Origin of the sequence: Comamonas sp. CAH-2, assembly GCF_009668305.1 — a bacterium.
GTDB classification, from domain to species: domain Bacteria; phylum Pseudomonadota; class Gammaproteobacteria; order Burkholderiales; family Burkholderiaceae_C; genus Comamonas; species Comamonas aquatica.
Window position 1 is genome coordinate 158592 of the sequence record NZ_VSWF01000001.1, and the last position, 20189, is coordinate 178780.

The window sequence follows — 20189 nt, forward strand, 5'->3', positions numbered from 1 at the left end:
GGAGACTTCGTCCATGACGCGTACCGTGCAACAACTCTTCAACCTGCAAGGCAAGACGGCCTTGGTGACCGGTGGCTCGCGCGGCCTGGGGCTGCAGATGGCACAGGCCCTGGGGGAGGCCGGTGCGCGCGTGGTGCTGACCTCGCGCAAGGCGCAGGACCTGGAGGCGGCCGCGGCCGAGTTGCAGGCCCAGGGCATCGACGCGCAGTGGATTGCCGCGGACTGCGCCAAGGAAGAGGACATCCTGCGCCTGGTGGCCGAGACCGTGCAGCGCGTCGGTCCCATCGACATCCTGGTCAACAACGCGGGCGCCAGCTGGGGCGCCCCGGCGGAAAGCCACCCCGTGGCGGCCTGGGACAAGGTGATGAACCTGAACATCCGGGGCTATTTCCTGCTGAGCCAGGCCGTGGCCAACGCCGGCATGCTGGCGCGCGGCGGGCGCATCATCAACCTGGCCTCGATCGCCGGCCTGGGCGGCAACCCCATCGAGATGAAGACGATTGCCTACAACACCTCCAAGGGCGCGGTGCTGAACTTCACGCGCGCGCTGGCGGCCGAGTGGGGCCCCCACAATGTGACGGTGAATGCCATCTGCCCGGGCTTCTTTCGCACCAAGATGGCCGAGGTGCTGATCGACACCATGGGCGAGGACAACATGGCCAGCCGCGCACCGCTGCGGCGCCTGGGCGATGACGAAGGCCTGAAGGGCCTGACCGTGCTGCTGGCCAGCGATGCCGGCAAGCACATCACCGGCCAGTGGGTGGCGGTGGACGGCGGCGTGAGCGCGGTGCTGGGCTGATGGGCATGCGCGCGCGGTCAGTGGCCCTGTCCCCGCGGTGTGTCTGCAGCGCCCAGGGCCCAGCCCGCGCGGGCGGCGGCCTGCGTGGTCGGGATTGTCGCCATTACTCCAATGCGACAGCTTTTTGCCCGAAGTCCACCGCCTGCACCGCTATGCTTGCGCGCATTTCCCCCTGATATGAATGACGGAGACACCGCATGCTGAGTTTTGGCGCCCACCCCATCCCCTTTGTGAACCACCTGGGCTTCACCCTGCACCACATGGCCAACGGGGAGGCCGAGCTGCGCTACACCGCCAAGCCCGAGCACCTGAACACCTTCGACGTGACGCACGGCGGTGCCAGCATGACGCTGATGGACGTGGCCATGGCCGTGGCCGCGCGCAGCCTGGAGAGCGACGATTTCGGCTGCGTCACCATCGAGATGAAGACCAGCTTCATGCAGGCCGCACGCGGCCCGCTGGTGGCCAAGGGCCTGGTGCTGCACCGCACCAAGACCATGGCCTATTGCGAAGGCAAGATCTATGACAGCGAGGGCCGCCTGTGCACCCATGCCACCGGCACCTTCAAGTACATGCCGCGCACCGTCAAGCCTGGTCAGAAACCCGGTAGCGCCACCACCGTGATTGCCACAGACTGAGCCAGCGGCCAGCCAGGGCTGGCTTGATTTTCATGTATCAAATGTGCTTTTTGCGCTTATCTGGCAAGCGCTGACAGCTATCAAAAGGAGACAAGTCACATGCCCGTCAATCAACAGATCCTGCTGGACAACCGCCCCCAGGGCGAAGCCACGGTCGACAACTTCAAGCTGGTCGAGACGGCCACCCCTGCGCTGCAGGACGGCGAGGTGCTGGTGCGCCACCACTACCTGAGCCTGGACCCCTACATGCGTGGCCGCATGAACGATAGCAAGAGCTATGCGGCCAGCCAGGCCCTGGGCGAAGTGATGATCGGCGGCACCGTGGGCGAGGTGGTGGAAAGCCGCCACCCCAAGTTCCAGCCCGGCGACCAGGTCGTGGGCATGGGCGGCTGGCAGCTGTACAGCGTGGTCGACGGCAACGCCCCCGGCATGCTGCGCAAGGTGGACACTACCCACGTGCCGTTGTCCTACTACCTGGGCGCCGTGGGCATGCCCGGCGTCACCGCCTGGTACGGGCTGGTGAAGATCATCCAGCCCAAGGCGGGCGAGACCGTGGTCGTCAGCGCCGCCACCGGCGCCGTGGGCAGTGCCTTTGCCGCCCTGGCCAAGGCCCGCGGCTGCCGCGTGGTGGGCATTGCCGGTGGCGCGGAAAAATGCGCCTACGCCACGGGCGAGCTGGGCTTTGATGCCTGCATCGACTACAAGGCCCACCCCGACCTGAAGTCCATGGCCAAGGCGCTCAAGGAAGCCTGCCCCGACGGCATCGATGGCTACTTCGAGAACGTCGGTGGCTACATCCTCGACGCCGTGCTGCTGCGCGCGAACGCGTTCGCCCGCGTGGCCGTGTGCGGGATGATCGCTGGCTACGACGGCCAGCCCCTGCCGCTGGCCAACCCGGCGCTGATCCTGATCAACCGCATGAAGGTCGAAGGCTTCATCGTCAGCGAACACATGGACGTCTGGCCCGAGGCCCTGACCGAGCTGGGCACTCTGGTGGCCCAGGGCAAGCTGCGCCCGCGCGAGAGCATTGCCCACGGCCTGCCGAACGCCCCCGAGGCCTTCCTGGGTCTGCTCAAGGGCAAGAACTTCGGCAAGCAACTGGTCCAGCTGGTCTGAGCCACCTCCCTGCAAGGCGCCCCGGTGGCGCCTTTTTTGCAGGCGGCGGCGGGCAGTGACGGATGCGAGGACAGGATCACACACAAGGAGACACACAGATGCTGAATGGACTGGCAGGCAAGACGGCGGTGCTGACGGGCGCGGGCTCGGGCTTTGGACTGGAGTGCATGCGCATCGCCGCCCACGGCGGCATGCGCCTGGTGCTGGTGGATGTGCAGGCCGACGCCCTGGTCGCGGCCGAGGCCGAAGCCCGGCGCCTGGGCGCGGCCGACGTGCTGGCGCGGCAGGTGGACGTGAGCCAGGCGCCGGCCATGGAGCAACTGGCGGCCGAGGTGCAGGCCCGCTTCGGGGCGCCGCACTTCGTGTTCAACAACGCCGGCGTGGGCGGTGGCGGCCTGCTGTGGGAGCAGTCCGTGCAGGACTGGGAGTGGGTGCTGGGCGTGAACCTGTGGGGCGTGATCCACGGCGTGCGCCTGTTCACCCCGATGATGCTGGAGGCCGCGCGCCAGGACCCGGACTGGCAGGGTCACATCGTCAATACGGCCAGCATGGCCGGGCTGCTGGCGCCGCCGAACATGGGCGTGTACAACGTCAGCAAGCATGCCGTGGTCAGCCTGACCGAAACCCTGTACCAGGACCTGCGGCTGGTCAGCGACCAGGTGCATTGCAGCGTGCTGTGCCCGTATTTTGTGCCGACCGGCATAGCCAACAGCGAGCGCAACCGCCCCGGGGGCGTGGACACGCAGCAGCTGACCACCAGCCAGCAGATTGCGCGCGCCATGTCGCAAAAGGCCGTCAGCTCCGGCAAGGTCACGGCCGAGGACATCGCCAGCAAGGTGTTCGCGGCCATGGCCGACAACCAGTTCTACATCTTCAGCCACCCGCATGCGCTGGGCAATGTGCAGACGCGCCTGGAGGACATCCTGGAGATGCGCAACCCCACCGATGCCTTTGCGGACCGCCCGGACGTGGGCACCCAGCTGCGCAACGCCCTGCGCACGCCGGCCGCCGCCTGAGCGCGCCCCGCACAGGCCGCGGGCCCTGTGCCCGCGGCGCGGACCTGCAGCCCCGCTGGCCGGGGCTGTGTCGCATCTGGCGGGTGCGTGCCGGAATTTGTGTGGACAGGATGTAGGGAACTGTTACAGACTCTCGCAGTCTCAGCACAAGGCGCAGACAGGCCGCGGCTGCAATCTGGCGCAAAGCAGCTGATGGCGGGCGGTCTTGCTACCAATTTCCCCGGTTTTGGGCCGGGCGCTTTACAAAAACTCAACATTGCGGGCCCAGAATGGCACCGTTTCGCTCCACTGATTGCCTCTCCATGACGCACTGCCTTGTCACTTCACGCGCCGCTTCCCGTTTGCCGGACTGTTTTTCACCCGAGCACCAGCGGCCACAAGGCAGGTGGCGCATGGCCGCCGCAGCGCTGGCCGTGGTGCTGGTGGCTGCGTGCGGCAAGACTGCGGACAAGCCCGCCGCGCAGAATGCGCTGGCCAAGGTGGGCGTGGTGGTGCTGCAAAAGCAAAGCCAGATGCTGGACACGGTGCTGCCCGGGCGTACCCAGGCCTTCCTGAGCGCCGAGGTGCGGCCGCAGGTCAGCGGCATCGTGCAAAAGCGCCTGTTCACCGAGGGTGGCATGGTCAAGCAGGGGCAGCCGCTGTACCAGCTGGATGCGGCCAGCCTGCGCGCGGCCGAAGCCAGTGCGGTGGCGGCCCTGGCCAAGGCCGAAGCCAGCCAGCAGACCCTGGAAGCCACGGCACGGCGCAATGCCGAGCTGGTCAAGATCACGGCCATCAGCCAGCAGGCCTATGAAGAAAGCCAGGCCGCGGCCAAGCAGTCGCGTGCCGACGTGGCCGTGGCGCGCGCCAACCTGGAGAACGCGCGCATCAACCTGAAGTACAGCCGCATCGAGGCCCCGATCTCGGGCCGCATCAGCCTGTCCAGCGTCACGCCCGGTGCCCTGGTCACGGCCAACCAGACCACGCCGCTGACCAACATCGTGCAGATGGACCCGATGTACGTGGACTTCACCCAGTCTTCGGCCGATTTGCTGCAATTGCGGCGTGACTGGGAGGCGGGGCGCTATCAAAAAATTGAAGGCGACCAGATGCCGGTGCGCATCCGCCTGGAAGACGGCAGCGACTACCCGCACGAAGGCAAGTTGCAGTTTGCCGGCCTGATCGTCAACGCCACCATGGGCACGGTCACGCTGCGCGCGGTGGTGCCCAACCCCGAAGGCCTGCTGATGCCCGGCATGTTCGTGCAGGCGCAACTGCCCACGGGGCTGGCGCCGGAGGCCATCCTGGTGCCCCAGCAGTCGGTGACACGCGACCTGACGGGCCGCCCCAGCGTGCTGGTGGTCAAGGACGGCGACGTGGTGGAAAAGCGCGCCGTGGAGCTGAGCCGCGCCGTCGGCACCTACTGGCTGCTGGACAGCGGCCTGCAACCCGGGGAGCGCGTGGTGGTCGACGGCTTCCAGCGCATCAAGCCGGGCGATACCGTCAGCGTGGTCGAGGTGGACCTGAAGGCCAAGCAAGGCCCCAAGCGTGTCGATGCCCAGGCCGCTGCCGCGAATCTGCGCGCTGCCGTGCAGGCCTCCAAGTAAGCGGGAAGCGATCGCACCATGGCGCAGTTCTTCATCAACCGGCCCATCTTCGCGTGGGTCATCTCCATCGTCATCATGCTGGCGGGGGGGCTGTCGATCTACACCCTGCCGCTGGAGCAGTACCCCGACATCGCCCCGCCGCGGGTGACGATCGGTGCGCAGTACACGGGCGCCTCGGCCGAGACGGTCGAAAACTCGGTCACCCAGATCATCGAGCAACAGCTCAAGGGCATCGACAACATGCTCTACATGAGCTCGACCTCGGATGCCTCGGGCCGCGCGCGTACCACCTTGACCTTCGCGCCGGGCACCGACATCGATGTGGCCCAGGTGCAGGTGCAAAACAAGCTGCAGTCGGCCATGAACCGCCTGCCCGAGGCGGTGAAAAGCCGCGGCGTGTTCGTGAACAAGGGGGGGCAGGACTACCTGGTCACCTACAGCTTCTACTCCACCGATCCGTCCATGACACAGGTGGACATCGGCGACTATCTGAACTCCAACCTGGTCGATGTGCTGGGCCGGCTGGACGGGGTGGGGGACATCAGCGTGTTCGGCACCAACTACGCCATGCGCATCTGGATGGATCCGGCGCTGATGCAGAAGTACGCGCTGATGCCGTCGGACCTGATCAATGCCTTGAATGCCCAGAACGCCCAGGTGTCGGCCGGCCAGCTGGGGGCGTTGCCCGCCGTGACCAACCAGCAGCTCAACGCCACCATCACCGCGCGCACCAAGCTGCAGACGGTGGAGCAGTTCGAGAACATCGTGCTCAAGGCCGCCACGGATGGTTCGGTCGTGACCATGAAGGATGTGGCCCGGGTCGAGCTGGGGCCGGACAACCTGACCGTGAAGTCCAAGCTCAACGGCATGGTGGGCGCGGGCCTGGGCATCGTGCTGGCCGATGGCGCGAATGCCATGCAGGTTTCGGATGCGGTCGCCGCCAAGCTGGCGGAAATGAAGGCCTTCTTCCCCAACGATATCGACTACTTCGTCAGCTCCGACTCGACGCCCTTTGTGCGCGCCTCGATCCACGAGGTGGTCAAGGCCCTGGGCGAGGCCATGGTGCTGGTGGTGATCGTGATGTTCATCTTCCTGCAGAACTTCCGCGCCACGCTGATTCCGGCGATTGCCGTGCCCGTGGTGCTGCTGGGCACCTTCGGTGTGCTGTCCGCGGCGGGCTACTCGATCAACACACTGACCATGTTCGCCATGGTGCTGGCGATCGGCCTGCTGGTGGACGACGCCATCGTGGTGGTGGAAAACGTCGAGCGCGTGATGCACGAGACCGGGCTGTCGGCCAAGGAGGCCACGCGGCGCTCGATGCGCGAGATCACCTCGGCGCTGGTCGGCATCGGCGTGACGCTGTCGGCAGTGTTCGTGCCCATGGCCTTTTTCGGTGGTTCCACGGGGGTCATCTATCGCCAGTTCTCCATCACCATCGTGGCGGCCATGGCCTTGTCGGTGTTTGTGGCGCTGACCCTCACGCCGGCCCTGTGCGCCACCATCCTCAAGCCGCCCTCGCAGCACGGCCATGAACGGCAGCTGCGCCGCTGCATCCTGGGGCTGAACGACCGCTTCTTCCGCTGGTTCAACCACCACTTTGACGCCACGGCCCTGCGCTACCAGGGCGGGGTGGTGTGGGCGCTGCGCCGGACCAAGCGCATGACCCTGGTCTTTTTGCTGATCCTGGCGGCCGTGTGGCTGCTGCTGGCACGCCTGCCCACGTCCTTTCTGCCCGATGAGGACCAGGGTTTTGTCAGCGTCAGCGTGAACCTGCCCGCCGGTGCGGCCGATGCGCGCCTGCAGGAGGTGCTGGACCAGGTGCGCGATTACTTTGCCCAGCAGCCGGAGGTGATCAGCTTCAACCAGGTCTCGGGCCTGAGCGGTGACCAGAGCTCGGCGCGCGGCTTCGTGCGGCTCAAGCCCTGGGAGGCACGCCCGCTGGCGTCGCAGTCGGCGGCAGCGATTGCCCACCGGGCCACCCAGGAACTGGGGGCCATCCGCGATGCGCGCATCTTCGTGACCCAGCCGCCCGCCGTGCGTGGCCTGGGCTCGAATGCCGGCTTCAACTTCATGCTCAAGGACTTGAATGGCCTGGGTCACGAAGCCTTGCTGGCAGCCAAGGACAAGTTCCTGGCCGAGGCGCGCAAGCACCCCGAACTGTCCAGCGTGCGCACCACCAACCTAGACGATGCCACCGAGCTGCGCCTGGACATCGACGACCGCAAGGCCGCAGCCCTGAACCTGTCGTACAGCGACATCAACAGCGTGCTGTCCAGCGCCATGGGCGGGACCTATGTGAACGACTTCTTGAACAACGGTCGCGTCAAGCGGGTGTACATCCAGGGCGATGCGCCGCACCGCATGCTGCCCCAGGACATTGCCAAGTGGAGCGTGCGCAACAAGAACGGCGACATGGTGCCTTTCAGCGCCTTCTCCACCTCGTACTGGGCCTACGGTTCGCCCCAGCTGGTGCGCTACAACGGTGCGCCGGCCTATGAACTCGTGGGCAATGCGGCACCGGGCGTGAGCTCTGGTGTGGCCATGCAGATTGTGGAGAGCATCCTGCGCGACATGCCCAACGGCATTGGCTATGAATGGACGGGGGCCTCGCTGCAGGAGCGCCAGTCGGGCGCGCAGGCGCCGCTGCTGTATGCCATCTCCATCCTGTTCGTCTTCCTGTGCCTGGCCGCGCTGTACGAAAGCTGGACCGTGCCGTTGTCGGTGATGCTGGCCGTGCCGCTGGGCGTGGTGGGTGCGCTGCTGGCCACCTATACCCGCGGGCTGTCGAACGACGTGTATTTCCAGGTGGGCCTGCTGACCACGGTGGGCTTGGCCTCCAAGAACGCCATCCTGATCGTGGAGTTTGCGGTGCAGTTGCAGGAGCAGGGCAAGAACCTGTTCGATGCCACGGTGGAAGCCGTGCGCATGCGGTTGCGCCCCATCCTGATGACCTCGCTGGCGTTCGGTTTTGGCGTGGTGCCGCTGGCGCTGGGCACGGGCGCGGGCGCCGGTGGGCGCAATGCCATCGGCACGGCGGTGCTGGGGGGCACGGTGGCCTCCACGGTGCTGGGCCTGTTCATGGTGCCGGTGTTCTTCCTGCTGGTGCGCAGCTGGTTCAAGAGCCACTCGCGCCGCGATGACACCCCCGACCACCAGGAAAGCGCTGCATGATGACTTCTTTGAATTTGCGGCCTGCGGCCGCCGCTGCCCTGGCTGCCGTGCTGCTGTCAGCCTGCAACCTGGCACCCCATTACGTTCCGCCGGTGCCCGGCGTGCCGGATACCCTGAGCGGGCAGACGGGCACGCCCGTGCAAGCCAGCACGGGCGTGCTGGAGTTCGCGCAGGCGCAAACCTGGATCCAAAGCCCGCAGCTGCGCGAAGTGGTGGCACTGGCCTTGAGCCACAACCGCGACTTGCGCGTGGCCGTGGACAACATCGAAAAAGCGCGGGCCCAATACGGCATCACGCGCGCCGATTTGCTGCCGGGCATCACCGCACAAGGCCAGGGCACGCGCAGCCGCAGCAGTGCGGAGCTGAGCAATTCCGGCCAGTCCACGATCACTGAGCAATACACCGCGCAGCTGGGCTTTACCAGCTATGAGATCGACTTCTGGGGCCGGGTGCGCAACCTCAGCGAGGCGGGCTTGCAAGCGTTCCTACAGTCGGAGCAGAACCAGCGCAATGTGCAGATCGGCCTGGTGGCCGATGTCAGCAATGCCTGGTTGACCCTGGCCGCCGACCTGGCGCGCCTGGAACTGGCGCAGAACACCTTGGACAGCCGTGAGAAGGCCTACGCGCTGACCAAGCGCATGTTCGATATCGGGGCCACCTCGGGGCTGGTGATCGCGCAAAACCTCTCGACCGTTGAATCGGCACGCAGCGATGTGGCCGCCTATACCTCGCAAGCCGCACGCAGTCGCAATGCCCTGCAATTGCTGGTCGGCGGCGCGGTGCCCGAGGCCTTGCTGCCCACGGCGCAGACCATGGCCGCGAACGATGCCAACAACATGGCTTTTGTGCCGGTGCCGCTGAACCTGCACTCCAGCGTGTTGTTGCAGCGCCCGGATGTGCAGGCGGCAGAGCACAACCTGCGCGCCATGAACGCCAACATCGGTGCCGCGCGGGCGGCCCTGTTCCCCAGCATCACGCTCACGGGCAGCATCGGTTCGGGCAGCCGGGAACTGGACAGCTTGTTTGGCGGTGGCAATGGCACCTGGAGCTTCATGCCGCAAATCAAGCTGCCCATTTTTGATGGGGGTCGCTTGCGTGCCGGCGTGCAGGTGGCCGAGGCCAACCAGCGCATTGCCACTTCGCAGTACGAAAAAACCGTGCAAACGGCCTTCAAGGAGGCGGCCGATGCGCTGGCCGACCAGGCACAGTGGGCCAACCGCCTGGGCGCGCAGACCGGCATGGTCTATGCCACGCAGAAAGCATTCGATTTGTCGGATGCGCGCTTTCAGGCCGGTGTCGACAACTACCTGACGGTGCTGGACGCGCAGCGCAGCCTGTATGCGGCCCAGCAGACCTTGATCACCTTGCGCCTGGGCGAGCAAACCAACCGTGTCACGCTGTGGAAGGCACTGGGCGGGCAGGAGGCGGTCAATATGCCGGAGGTGCCTGCAGGTACAGCAGGCTAGCCGCCTGCACGCGTGCGCAGGGCGCCCTGGCGCGGTCTGCGGCAGGCACCAACAAAAAGGCCGATCTGCGAGGGGTATTGCAGATCGGCCTTTTTGCACAGTGCGTCCAGCGTGGGTCACATGGCCACGGGCAAACGGTAAATTGCCTTGGCGATGAAATGGCGTTCCACATCGCCGGTGGGCGTTGCTTCCATGCCTTGTAGTTTGCATGTCGCGCCGCAAAAAATGCTGCTGTCCTGCTATGAAATTCGAATGTTTTCGAAAAAAAATGCTGCGTTTTATGAAATTGCAGCAAAATTTGCTTCATGGATAAAATTGATCGGAAAATCCTTGCTGTATTGCAAGGCAATGCGCGTGCCAGCCTGCAGGACATCGGCCAGGCGGTGGGACTCAGCGCCTCGCCCTGCTGGACACGCATCAAGCGCATGGAGGACGAGGGTGTGATCGAGGGCTATACCGTGCGCATCAACCCCCAGACCCTGGGGTTTGCCGATACGGTGTTGTTGATGGTCACGCTCAACAGCCACAGTGACAACACGCTGGAGAAGTTTGGTGAACAGCTGGCCACCATCCCCGAGGTGGTGGAAGCGCACCTGGTCTCGGGCACCTACGACTACCTGCTGCGCGTGGTGGTCAAGGACACGCGCGATTACGAGCGCCTGCTGCGTGAAAAGCTCTACAAGATCAAGGGCATCCAGCACAGCCAGTCCATGTTCGTGCTGCGCACGCTCAAGCGCACCGAACTGCCGCTGGGCGGGTGAGGGGGCACACCTGCTGCGTAAGCGCTGCCCCCTTGATCTGGCGATGGTCGGCAGCATCTAAGGCACACTGCAGGCGTGCGCATCCTGCGGTCTCTCCCGCTCACCATTGACGAAGCCCCCTTATGAAGACCATCGATGAAATGCTGAACCTGGATCTGCTGACACACGAGCAGCACGGTGCCATCAGCGCCTGGATTGCACGCTCTGCGTCGCCGGATGACATCCTGCAGATGCCGGCCCCCCTGTGGCAGGCCGTGGAGCGTGCCAGTGAGGTGATGGGGGTGAACGAGGACTTGCTGCGCGTGCCTGCGCTGGATGCCGGCGGTGTGATGGAGGTGTGAGCCGCAAGCGCCTGAATGCCCGCTGCAGGCATGGCGTATGTCCAAGATGCCGAGGATTGGGCGTCTGCTTGGGGGCAGACACAGACAGCGGGCTCTGCTCTCGAGCAATGCGATTGCAGCATCCCAGATGCAGAGTCCAATTTGAAGAGCGGATGCCAAAACCTGTCGCCGGTCATCGCTATGGCGGATTGGCATGTGTAGGTTCAGACGTAGTAGGTTGCCTGCTGCAAAAGTAACCCCGTCTGCCATGTTGCACCTATCAGTGACTTCTTTCTCGGCCAGATAGAGATCGGGTAATTCGTGGAGTGGATGACCTCGCTAGGACCCCAAGTGCTTGTCTAAACATGTCCTGAACCATCCCTCGGTGTCAGGTTCTCGTGTGGTGTGGACTAGCTCTGCAACCTGCGGGCGCGATTACCTGCCTTTCGCTGTTGGCTATGTATGGCTGTGCACAGTCAGGACTAGGCGGCTGTGGACATGATCTTTACAGCGTCAATCACCTTGATAGTGATGTATTCCCCCCTTAGAGGTGGGCCCTGCTGCGTTCAGCCACCGAACCTGTATCTGCAGCGCACACAAGCGCATCACTGTTGTACGCACGCGACGAATTTGCCTTTTGACTTGAGTTGAATCTTATTGAGATTGATTGTTGTTTACATTAACGCTCTTTCATTTTCAAGGGCTGATACAGCCCAGAGGGAAGCGCTTGATGACGCACAATAAACCAAGCCTGCAGCAGGGCGCTAGCAAGGGACAACGCGGCGGGCTGCACCCTGTTGCGGCACTGGTGCTGCTGGCATTGCCCAGTCTGGCCCAGGCCCATCAGGACGCGGCCGAAGACGTGGCGGCCTTGCCGGCCGTGCAGGTGAAAGCCTCGCAGTACGACGCCGACGATGTGCGTCCTGAAGGGGTGACCACGGCGACCAAGACCTACCTGGCGCCCAAAGACATACCGCAGACCATCGACACGCTGGAAGTCAACAAGTACAAGAGCTACGGGATCAACGATCTGGCTGTGATGCTCGACGGCGTTCCCGGCGTGAACACCAACTACGACATGCGTGGGGAGGGCGTGATGATCCGCGGCTTCAGCGCTGACGCCGGAGACATTTACCGGGATGGCATCCGTGAATCGGGCCAGGTGCGCCGCAGCACGGCCAACGTGGAGCGCATCGAAATCCTCAAGGGACCGGGCTCGGTGCTGTACGGCCGGGGCGGGGGCGGGGGCATCATCAACCTGGTCAGCAAGCAGGCCCGCTTTGACGCCAAAAGCAGCCTGACTCTGCGCGGCGGATCCTGGGAGAACTTCGGTGGAACCATCGACATCAACCATGTGGTCAATCCGAATGTGGTGGTGCGCCTCACAGCCGATCGCGAGCAGGCGCACAGCTTCCGCAGTGGCATTCGCAACAAGAACGAGATGATCTCGCCCAGCATCCTGGTGGACACGCGCACCGGGCTGCGCTGGACGGCACAGTACACCTACGACAACGTCTGGCGGGTGCCCGACCGTGGACCGTCGTACGAAACGCTGCCGGCCGGGGTGTCCATCCGCAACGGTTTCCAGCATCCAGGCGACTATGTGGAGGACCGTCTGCGTGTGGCCCGCTCGGACCTGAGTTACGACTTCAACGACGACTGGAGTGTGCGCTGGGTGGCCAGCCAGCGTGAAGCCGATCAGGACTTCGACCACTACTTCGCCGGTACGTACAACGCGGTCACCGGGCTGATCCGCCCGAATTACGCCTGGCAGCAAACCCAGAATCGAACCACCTCCAATACGGTGGATCTGTCCGGCAAGTTCCAGACTGGCAGCGTCGGGCATGAGCTGCTGGTGGGCGTGGAGGTCAGCGAGGAGCTGCGTCGGCCCAAGGTCTATGGCACGGTGGCGGGATCGTTCACCTACGACCCGTTCAACCCGAATACCGGCGCATGGCCGGCCAAGCCAGTCCGCGTTGCCCCGACGCAGAACAACCGCCATGAGGGGGAGACGCAGGCCGTGTACTTTCAGGACCTGATCAGCCTGACGTCCCAGTGGAAGCTGTTGGCGGGTTTGCGCCACGATCGCTTCAAGTTCCACTCGACCAACTACGTCACGGGGTTCCAGCGCGGCTATGAGGGGTCATCCACCAGCCCCCGCGTTGGGGTGGTCTGGCAACCTGTTCCCAGCCAGAGCCTGTATACGTCCTACAGCAAGAGCTATTCCCCCTATGGTGGGCGCGGCACCATTTCGGTGGACACCGCCGCGACGGCGGTGTACGACGACCAGCCACAGCATTCCCGCCAGGTCGAGGCCGGCCTCAAGAGTGACTGGCTGGATGGCGCCTTGTCGACACAGCTGGCCGTTTACCAGCTCGAGCACTACAACATCCGCTATCGCCCCGATGCCACCAACCAGCCCACCGTGTGGGCGATCCGCGGCAAGGAGCGCTCGCGAGGGGTGGAACTCAGCGCCTCGGGACGCGTGGCACCCAGCTGGTATGTGCGCGGTGGCGTGGGCCTGATGAGTGCCAAAGTGGTCGAAGACCAGCAGGCCCCTGCGAATGTCGGCCTGAATCTGCAGAACACCGCCAAGCGCAATGGCAATTTGTTCGTGCGCTATGCACCGTCCGGCCCCTGGTACGGGGAGCTGGGGGTGACCTACATCAGTGCCCGCTGGAGCAATGCGGCCAACACGGCGCGCCTGCCGGGCTATACCCGCTGGGATGCCCTGGTGGGCTGGCGTGCAGCCCCCTGGACGGTGACGATGGCGGTCTCGAACCTGCTGGACACCGAGTACTGGCGCTCCAACGCCATGCCCGGTGCGCCGCGCACGTTCCTGCTGAGTGCGAACTACCAGTTCTGAGTGCATCAGACACGGATGCGCTACGTGGCGCATCCCCACAAGCCTGGCGCGATCCCAAGCGGCCAGGCTTTTTGGTTGGTACCGGCTGCCATCTGGCCTCCGTGTGTGGACGGCCAGGGCACCTGCCAGTAGGGTGGCGGCTTGTGGCTGGAAACAGGATCTGTCCGGGTTCAACTGGAGTGTGCGGGGTGCAACGACGGTGGGCTGGGCAACTTTCGGTGCGGGCACCGCGCCCTCAAAGCTCGCGGCGGATCAGCGCCCCCTTGAACAACACCGGTCCTGTGGGCCCCATGCTGCTGGGAACGCCGCCCTTGGGCTCCAGGCTGATTGCCAGCGCCGGGACCGTGTGGACCTCGTTCTCTTGGGCCTTGAGTTCTTCCAGCTTGCCCTGGCCAAGGACGCCCAGGGACCGTGGGGCGCCTTGCTGTGGCAAAGCCCACAGCTGCAAGGATTGGTTCTCGGCTTCCTGGAAGCCACCCACGCGCTGCAGTATGAGCCGGTCGTGCCGGGCATCAAACGTCACCAGCACCGAGGCATCTGCCTTGGCATCGGCCAACACCGCCACATACCGGATCTGTGGTGTCGCCTGCAAGGCCGCCTGTGTACTCTGGAGCTGCGTTTGCAGCAAAGCCAACTGCTGCCGTGTGCTGTGCTGCAGGCCATGGTGCGACCACAGTCCCAGCGCAATCGCTGCGACCGTGGCAAAACTGCCGGCCAGCGCCCAGCCACGCCACCATGTCAATGCCCGCGCCGCCTGTCTGGACGTCGTGGCCTGGCGCTGTGCGGTCCACTGGGTATTCGACGTTTCAGCTTGCACCAGGTTGTGGATGCGGATCCAGACTGCGGCATCGGGCGCGACTGGCGCTTGGACTTCCGAGAAAGCCGACCAGCGCCCCTGCCACAGCAGTGCCGAGGCGCGCACCTGGGGGTATTCCCGGGCGAGTTGCTCAAAACGCCGGCGCGCGCCCCCGCGCAGGCTGCCCAGTGCGTAAGCGGCTGCCAACTGGTCAAGCAGTTGCGGATTGCGTGTCAGGTTCATGGGTGGGGCTCCTGGGGCTCAAACATGGCGCGCCATGCACTTGCGCAACTGCTCCAGGCTGCGGCGCATCCATGTCTTGACCGTGCCCAAAGGCAATTTCAGGTAGCTGGCCAGTTCGCTGTGACTGAGATCCTTCAGGTACGCCAGGCTGACCACCTGGCGCTGGGCATCTTCCAGGCGCTGCATGCACTGGTGCAGCACGGCGGCCTGCTCACTGGCTTCGACCAGTTGCATCGGCCCCTGCGCCTGCGGGTCCTGCGGCAGCTCCTCCATGTCTTCGATGGGAACGTTCAGGTGCAAGCGCTCCGCACGGCGTCTGCGCAAAAAGTCCAGGGCCCTGCTGCGCACCAGCATGCCCATCCACGCCAATGGCGGACTCAGCGAGTCGCGGTAGGTCCCGGCATTGCGCCAGATGCCCAGAAAGCTCTCTTGCAGCACATCCTCGGCCCACTCCTTGTTGCCCACGATGCGCAGTGCCAGTCCATACAGCCGCGAGGCGGTCTGGTCGTACAGCTGTTTGAGCGCCGCTTCGTCCCGGGCGGCTATGCGGTCTAGGAATTCCATCAGTTGCTGGTCCGGTGTGGTGGCGTTCATGCCGCCATTGTGATGAGAAGCACCTGTTTGTTGGGGCGCTGTTGCATTGCCGCCAACGCAGCGTGCAGGCCTTGCCTATGGGCATATACGCAGCATCCGGGCGACTGGATGCAAGCGCAGAGGGAAATAAAAAATTCTTAAAAACTTGAATCCATTGATGCCACGGCTGCGTATTCCCTACGTCGAACACACCAATTCGTCGACACAGCCCCATCCTCAACAAGGAGTCACCATGAGCAGTAATTTGGTTGAAGGCCGTTTCTCTACGACCGCTTCGCGGCGTGGATTTCTGGGAGCCACCGGCAGCTTGTCGGCCGTGGCAGTCGCCATGCTGGCCGGCAACGAGGCCCTGGCGCAGGGCATGGGCAACGATCCCGCCAAGGACGTCGCCATCCTGAACGTGGCGTTGGGGCTGGAGCATGAAGCCATCAATGCCTACCAGTTGGGCGCGGGCAGTGGCCTGCTGCAAAAACCTGCACTGGATGTGGCCCTGCTGTTCCAGAGCCATCACAAGGGACACCGCGACGCACTCGTCGCCACCATCCAGAAGCTGGGGGGCAGCCCGGTCGCCGAAGCGCCGCTGCAGACCTACGCGGAATCGCTGAAGGCCGCCACGCTGAAAAGCCAGGCCGACGTGCTGGCGCTGGCGGCCAGGCTGGAGCTGGGGGCCACCAATGCCTACCTGGGCGTTATTCCCGCGTTCGAGCACCGTGATCTGGCCAAGGTCGCAGGCCGCCTGGCGGCCGATGAAACCATGCACTACACCGCGCTGGTGTCGGCACTGGGACGTTCCTTACCAAGCAATCCCTTGTCCTTTGGCGGCTGACAGGCCGCTTCCCCGCACCCGGCCGACCGGCCGGATGCCTTGATTCACTTCATCGTTCCAGGAAATCATCATGCAACATCAACGCGTACGCTTTTCGACGGCCCTGGGTGTATCGGCCCTGGTGCTCAGCGCATGTGCACCCATGCAGCGGCATCCCGCTTTTTCGCAGGCGCAATTGCCAGCACCCGTGCAGGTGCCGGCTGGTCATCAAGTGGCCATGGAAACCGTGGGCGTGGGCCACATCACTTATGAATGCCGCGCCAAGAAAGACATGCCCAGCGAGCACGAATGGGTCTTTGTGGGCCCCGATGCCAAGCTGCAAAGCCGCGACGGTGAGGTGATCGGCAAATACTGGGGGCCGCCTGCGACGTGGGAGAACAACGATGGCTCCAAAGTCACGGCCACGCAGGTCGCGGTCTCGCCGGCCGGGGCGGGCAACATTCCACTGCAACTGGTCAAGGCCAATCCAGCCAGTGGCATGGGTGCCATGCAGGGGGTGACGTACATCCAGCGCGTGGCGACCAAGGGCGGTGTGGCGTCCAGCATGGTTTGCGGGGCAAGTAGCGTGGGCAGCAAGCAGGTCGTGCCCTACCAGGCGGACTATATTTTCTGGAAGGCGTCCTGATCGTCCGTGCCAGCGGCGCATGTTCCAGGGGCCAGCCCGGACCTGCGCCGCAGGGCTGCTGCACGCCGGCAAAGGATCTGCCGCGCTTGCACCCGAATGGCTGGGGTGCGAGAGAGCGCGCGCAGAACGATCTGCGCTCATCTCGCTTTTGCGGGTGCTGTGCGCTCAGGCGCCATGCTCGTTGCCTCGGGCGTGGGCAGCAATTCCTGCTGCAGGTGGGTGCGAAAGACCTGGGCCGAGGGGCCCAGCACCCTGTCGCGGCGCTGCAGGAAACCCAGCGTGCGCCACAGATCGGGTTCCGTCAGCGGAATGGCGCACAAATTCGGGTGGTCTGGCCGCAAGGCCAAATGGGGAATGGCACTCAACCCCAAGCCGGCTTCCACCAAGGCCAGTGCGCCGGCCACGTGGTTGCATTCGTACCAGGCGACGGGTTGGTGCGGCAGTTCGGCCATGACCTGGTCCAGCAACAACCGGTTCCCGCTTTTGTGCGACACCGACACCAGGCGCTGGCCTGACAGCTCGGCCCAGGGGATATGGGGGCGGGTGGCCCAGGGGTGGCTGCGCGGCATGGCCAGCATGTAGCGCTCCCGTGTCAGGGCTTCAAACCGCAGGGACGATTCCTGGCTGCCGGTGAAGCTGATGCCAAAGTCGGCATCCCCTTTGAGTACGGCGTCCAGCACCTGGGGGGCACTTTCATCGATCACATGCACCTGGACGTCGGGCTGCTGCACGGCAAACTTCGCCAGCAGGCTGGGGAGCAAATTGATGGCCACGGACGGAATGCAGGCGATGGACACGCGCCCGCGGCGCAGCTTTTGCTGGTCGTTCACGCGCTGGATGGCCTCTTCCAGGCCCGACAAGGCGGCCCGCGCCTCTTGCAGGAATTCCTGGCCAATCGCCGTCAATTCCACGTGCCGGGTGGTGCGTTCCAGCAAGCGTGCTCCCACGGCCGCCTCCAGGCGTTCGACGCGACGGCTCAATGCCGGCGGCGACAGGAACAGGGCATCGGCAGCGTGGCGGAAGCTGGCTTTTTCGGCAGTCACCACAAAGGCGATCAGCTCGCCCATGTCGAATTTGATGCGTTGCATGCAATAGTCTCTTTATAAATTGCAATTCACAGAATATTGTCCTCTGCCTAGGATGCGGGCTTTTACAAAGCCGTCAAAGCCCGGCAATTCTGGAGACAAAATGAAACGACGCACATTGCTTGCGAGCGGTGCCCTGGCCGCAACTGCCTGCCTTGCCACGAACCTAGCGCATGCGCAGGACTTTCCGCCCAAGAAAGCTGTGACCTTGGTGGTTGGGTTCGCTGCAGGCGGCTCGGCCGACATCGCCGCCCGGGTGATCGCCAAGAAACTCGGCGAAAACATCGGCCAATCCGTGATCGTGGAAAACAAGCCCGGTGCCGGCGGTAACCTGGCCCATGGCCAGGTGGCGAATGGCCCTGCGGACGGCTCCATGCTGCTGTTTGGCTCCATCGGCCCCTTGACCATTTCTCCCCACTTCATGAAGGTCAGCTACGACCCGCTCAAGGATTTGGCACCGATCACGATGGGGGTGACCTTCCCGAATGTGCTGGTGGTGCCGGCCAGCACCGGCATCAAGAGCATGGGCGAGTTTGTGGCCAAGGCCAAGCGTGAACCGGGCAAGCTGGACTTCGCCTCCACAGGCCCAGGCTCGGCTGCGCATCTGGCGGGCGAGTTGCTTAATGATGTCGCCAAGATCGATACCGTGCACGTGCCGTACAAGGGCGGGGCGCCTGCGCTGCAGGACGTGCTGGGTGGGCGCGTCACATCGTTCTATGCGGCGCCACCCACGGCGCTGCCGCACATCGAATCGGGCAAGCTGATTCCGCTGGCCACCACGGGCCTGAGCCGGCCTGCCTACCTGCCGAATGTGCCCACTGTGGCCGAAAGCTACCCAGGCTTCAATGCCACCAACTGGTATGCCTTCGTGGCTTCCGCCAAAACGCCCAAGGCCTTGCTGGACCGCTGGAACACCGAGCTGGTCAAGGTCTTGAACACCCCCGAGGTGCGCGACAACCTGCTCAAGCACGGGCAGACCGCAGCACCAGGGACGCGCGAAGAACTGGGCAGCTTCATCGCCGCCGAGCATGCGAAGTGGGGCCGCATCATCCGCGAGCGCAAGATCTCAGCCGATTGATGGTCTGCAGCGACAACGACAACTGACAACAACACAGGAGACATTCCATGCACACCATCGCTCACAAGCATGCCGTATCCCGGCGTGGCGCTGTCCGCACCTTCCTGGGCCTGCTGGCGGGCGCAGGCTTGGCCGTCAGTGCCTTGTGCACCACGGTCGTCCATGCCGCGGAAATCCGGGTGGTGACCTCCGGCGGGTTTTCGGCCGCATACGACCAACTGATCCCGCTCTACGAGCAGGCCACAGGGCACAAAGTGATCACCTCACGTGGCGCCTCGATCGGCAATGCGCCCGATTCCATCCCCAGCCGCCTGGCGCGGGGCGAGCAGTTTGACATCGTGATCCTGGCCGACTCGGCCCTGGACCAGTTCATTCAGCAAGGTAAGGTGAAGACCGGCAGCCGTGTGGATCTGGCACGTTCCATGATCGGCATGAGCGTGCGCAAAGGCACGCCCAAGCCTGACATCAGCAGCGTCGATGGACTCAAGCAGACCTTGCTGGATGCTAAGTCGATCGCCTATTCCGCCAGTGCCAGCGGGACGTACCTGTCCAACGAACTGTTTCCACGCCTGGGCGTGGCCGAGCAGATCAAGCACAAGGCCACCAAGATCTACAGCGAACGCGTGGGGGCTGTCGTGCTGCGCGGGGATGCTGAAATCGGCTTCCAGCAGGTCAGCGAACTCTTGCCATTCAAGGAGCTGGAGTTCGTCGGCCCTTTGCCTGAGGAAGTTCAGCAACGAGTCTTCTTTTCCGCCGGGGTCGCGGAAGGTGCTGCGGACACGGCCGTGGCCTCGCATTTGATCCGCTTCCTGGCCGCGCCTGCCGCGGCGCCCATCGTGCGCAGCACTGGCATGGAGCCCGCAGCCGCTGCGGCGCGTTGAACCCCCAGCTTGGCGTAAGGTGAGTCGCTCGGGTTGTGCCGCCCGTGACGACTGTCCTAGCCGGCCATGCGCCCGTCAATGGCGGGCACGCTGACCACCTGTGACCTGCACAGGTGGTCCTTTTTTTTGGAGGGCAGGAGGTCGAGTGCTATCGATTTTCGTAGCAAGCACGGCTTGAACAAACAGGCGTTGCGCTTCTTTGCAGGGCCGCGGGGAACATCCCTGTCCTCGTCGCCGGTGTGCTGTCCCAAGCCCTGTGGTGTTGGGCCGTTGCACGGCATGGATGCTGGCGTCGGTATGGCAGGCAGTTTTTTATAAA

General features: G+C 64.4%; 17 protein-coding genes. 14 read left to right on the forward strand and 3 right to left on the reverse strand.

The annotated features are described in order from the left end of the window. Nucleotides 1-13: 13 nt before the first annotated feature. The 10 genes from FYM52_RS00730 (at nucleotide 14) to FYM52_RS00775 (ending at nucleotide 13742) form a co-directional block, all read left to right on the forward strand. A complete protein-coding gene (locus tag FYM52_RS00730; RefSeq protein ID WP_154162687.1) occupies nucleotides 14-799 on the forward strand; it encodes an SDR family oxidoreductase in 786 nt (261 codons plus the stop codon). A 197-nt stretch (nucleotides 800-996) separates the two neighbouring features. Further along, complete coding sequence (locus FYM52_RS00735; RefSeq protein ID WP_043378066.1) at nucleotides 997-1437, forward strand: PaaI family thioesterase; 441 nt, start codon at nucleotides 997-999, stop codon at nucleotides 1435-1437. Between the two features lie 99 nt (nucleotides 1438-1536). Then, nucleotides 1537-2553: an NADP-dependent oxidoreductase gene (locus FYM52_RS00740; protein ID WP_154162688.1), complete on the forward strand. Its 1017-nt coding sequence runs from the start codon at nucleotides 1537-1539 to the stop codon at nucleotides 2551-2553. A gap of 98 nt (nucleotides 2554-2651) precedes the next feature. Continuing rightward, complete coding sequence (locus tag FYM52_RS00745; RefSeq protein ID WP_154162689.1) at nucleotides 2652-3569, forward strand: SDR family oxidoreductase; 918 nt, start codon at nucleotides 2652-2654, stop codon at nucleotides 3567-3569. A 302-nt stretch (nucleotides 3570-3871) separates the two neighbouring features. Beyond that, nucleotides 3872-5155 carry an efflux RND transporter periplasmic adaptor subunit gene (locus tag FYM52_RS00750; protein WP_154162690.1) on the forward strand — a complete coding sequence of 428 codons (1284 nt, stop codon included), beginning with the start codon at nucleotides 3872-3874 and terminating at the stop codon, nucleotides 5153-5155. Between the two features lie 18 nt (nucleotides 5156-5173). After that, nucleotides 5174-8329 (forward strand): efflux RND transporter permease subunit, encoded by a 3156-nt coding sequence (locus FYM52_RS00755; RefSeq protein ID WP_154162691.1) that lies wholly within the window; start codon nucleotides 5174-5176, stop codon nucleotides 8327-8329. Next, nucleotides 8326-9795, forward strand: a complete 1470-nt coding sequence (locus FYM52_RS00760; RefSeq protein WP_154162692.1) for an efflux transporter outer membrane subunit — start codon at nucleotides 8326-8328, stop codon at nucleotides 9793-9795. The genes FYM52_RS00755 and FYM52_RS00760 overlap by 4 nt, the downstream gene beginning before the upstream one ends. 305 nt (nucleotides 9796-10100) lie before the next feature. After that, complete coding sequence (locus FYM52_RS00765; RefSeq protein WP_042412621.1) at nucleotides 10101-10556, forward strand: Lrp/AsnC family transcriptional regulator; 456 nt, start codon at nucleotides 10101-10103, stop codon at nucleotides 10554-10556. Nucleotides 10557-10678: 122 nt separating this feature from the next. Next, a complete protein-coding gene (locus FYM52_RS00770; RefSeq protein ID WP_042412622.1) occupies nucleotides 10679-10897 on the forward strand; it encodes a hypothetical protein in 219 nt (72 codons plus the stop codon). Between the two features lie 709 nt (nucleotides 10898-11606). Beyond that, nucleotides 11607-13742, forward strand: a complete 2136-nt coding sequence (locus tag FYM52_RS00775; RefSeq protein WP_154162693.1) for a TonB-dependent siderophore receptor — start codon at nucleotides 11607-11609, stop codon at nucleotides 13740-13742. 235 nt (nucleotides 13743-13977) lie between these two features. On the opposite strand, the gene FYM52_RS00780 is transcribed toward FYM52_RS00775, so the two are convergent. Next, entirely contained in the window at nucleotides 13978-14781 is an 804-nt protein-coding gene (locus tag FYM52_RS00780) for an anti-sigma factor domain-containing protein (RefSeq protein WP_154162694.1), read from the reverse strand. Nucleotides 14782-14799: 18 nt separating this feature from the next. Then, on the reverse strand, nucleotides 14800-15375 hold the full coding sequence (locus FYM52_RS00785; protein ID WP_042412625.1) for an RNA polymerase sigma factor: 576 nt from the start codon (nucleotides 15373-15375) through the stop codon (nucleotides 14800-14802). 232 nt (nucleotides 15376-15607) lie between these two features. Between FYM52_RS00785 and FYM52_RS00790 the strand changes: the two genes are divergently transcribed. Both FYM52_RS00790 and FYM52_RS00795 read left to right on the forward strand, forming a co-directional pair. Beyond that, nucleotides 15608-16201 carry a ferritin-like domain-containing protein gene (locus FYM52_RS00790; RefSeq protein WP_045266653.1) on the forward strand — a complete coding sequence of 198 codons (594 nt, stop codon included), beginning with the start codon at nucleotides 15608-15610 and terminating at the stop codon, nucleotides 16199-16201. 70 nt (nucleotides 16202-16271) lie between these two features. Then, nucleotides 16272-16826 carry a DUF3455 domain-containing protein gene (locus tag FYM52_RS00795; RefSeq protein WP_154162695.1) on the forward strand — a complete coding sequence of 185 codons (555 nt, stop codon included), beginning with the start codon at nucleotides 16272-16274 and terminating at the stop codon, nucleotides 16824-16826. Between the two features lie 137 nt (nucleotides 16827-16963). Here the strand turns inward: FYM52_RS00795 and FYM52_RS00800 are convergent, their stop codons facing one another. After that, a complete protein-coding gene (locus FYM52_RS00800) occupies nucleotides 16964-17914 on the reverse strand; it encodes a LysR family transcriptional regulator (protein WP_154162696.1) in 951 nt (316 codons plus the stop codon). Nucleotides 17915-18014: 100 nt separating this feature from the next. Here FYM52_RS00800 and FYM52_RS00805 point away from each other — a divergent pair, with 100 nt between their 5' ends. Together FYM52_RS00805 and FYM52_RS00810 are read left to right on the forward strand one after the other, a co-directional pair. Next, on the forward strand, nucleotides 18015-18989 hold the full coding sequence (locus FYM52_RS00805) for a tripartite tricarboxylate transporter substrate binding protein (protein WP_043378044.1): 975 nt from the start codon (nucleotides 18015-18017) through the stop codon (nucleotides 18987-18989). 47 nt (nucleotides 18990-19036) lie between these two features. After that, nucleotides 19037-19870 carry a substrate-binding domain-containing protein gene (locus FYM52_RS00810; protein WP_154162697.1) on the forward strand — a complete coding sequence of 278 codons (834 nt, stop codon included), beginning with the start codon at nucleotides 19037-19039 and terminating at the stop codon, nucleotides 19868-19870. Nucleotides 19871-20189: the final 319 nt, after the last annotated feature.

Bases quoted from the DNA above. Each gene is read 5' to 3' on its own strand.
- FYM52_RS00795 (WP_154162695.1), top strand. From the start codon at position 16,272: ATGCAACATCAACGCGTACGCTTTTCGACGGCCCTGGGTGTATCGGCC.
- FYM52_RS00800 (WP_154162696.1), bottom strand. From the start codon at position 17,914: ATGCAACGCATCAAATTCGACATGGGCGAGCTGATCGCCTTTGTGGTG.
- FYM52_RS00750 (WP_154162690.1), top strand. From the start codon at position 3,872: ATGACGCACTGCCTTGTCACTTCACGCGCCGCTTCCCGTTTGCCGGAC.
- FYM52_RS00810 (WP_154162697.1), top strand. From the start codon at position 19,037: ATGCACACCATCGCTCACAAGCATGCCGTATCCCGGCGTGGCGCTGTC.
- FYM52_RS00805 (WP_043378044.1), top strand. From the start codon at position 18,015: ATGAAACGACGCACATTGCTTGCGAGCGGTGCCCTGGCCGCAACTGCC.
- FYM52_RS00790 (WP_045266653.1), top strand. From the start codon at position 15,608: ATGAGCAGTAATTTGGTTGAAGGCCGTTTCTCTACGACCGCTTCGCGG.
- FYM52_RS00755 (WP_154162691.1), top strand. From the start codon at position 5,174: ATGGCGCAGTTCTTCATCAACCGGCCCATCTTCGCGTGGGTCATCTCC.
- FYM52_RS00735 (WP_043378066.1), top strand. From the start codon at position 997: ATGCTGAGTTTTGGCGCCCACCCCATCCCCTTTGTGAACCACCTGGGC.
- FYM52_RS00770 (WP_042412622.1), top strand. From the start codon at position 10,679: ATGAAGACCATCGATGAAATGCTGAACCTGGATCTGCTGACACACGAG.
- FYM52_RS00775 (WP_154162693.1), top strand. From the start codon at position 11,607: ATGACGCACAATAAACCAAGCCTGCAGCAGGGCGCTAGCAAGGGACAA.
- FYM52_RS00765 (WP_042412621.1), top strand. From the start codon at position 10,101: ATGGATAAAATTGATCGGAAAATCCTTGCTGTATTGCAAGGCAATGCG.
- FYM52_RS00740 (WP_154162688.1), top strand. From the start codon at position 1,537: ATGCCCGTCAATCAACAGATCCTGCTGGACAACCGCCCCCAGGGCGAA.
- FYM52_RS00730 (WP_154162687.1), top strand. From the start codon at position 14: ATGACGCGTACCGTGCAACAACTCTTCAACCTGCAAGGCAAGACGGCC.
- FYM52_RS00780 (WP_154162694.1), bottom strand. From the start codon at position 14,781: ATGAACCTGACACGCAATCCGCAACTGCTTGACCAGTTGGCAGCCGCT.
- FYM52_RS00760 (WP_154162692.1), top strand. From the start codon at position 8,326: ATGATGACTTCTTTGAATTTGCGGCCTGCGGCCGCCGCTGCCCTGGCT.
- FYM52_RS00785 (WP_042412625.1), bottom strand. From the start codon at position 15,375: ATGAACGCCACCACACCGGACCAGCAACTGATGGAATTCCTAGACCGC.
- FYM52_RS00745 (WP_154162689.1), top strand. From the start codon at position 2,652: ATGCTGAATGGACTGGCAGGCAAGACGGCGGTGCTGACGGGCGCGGGC.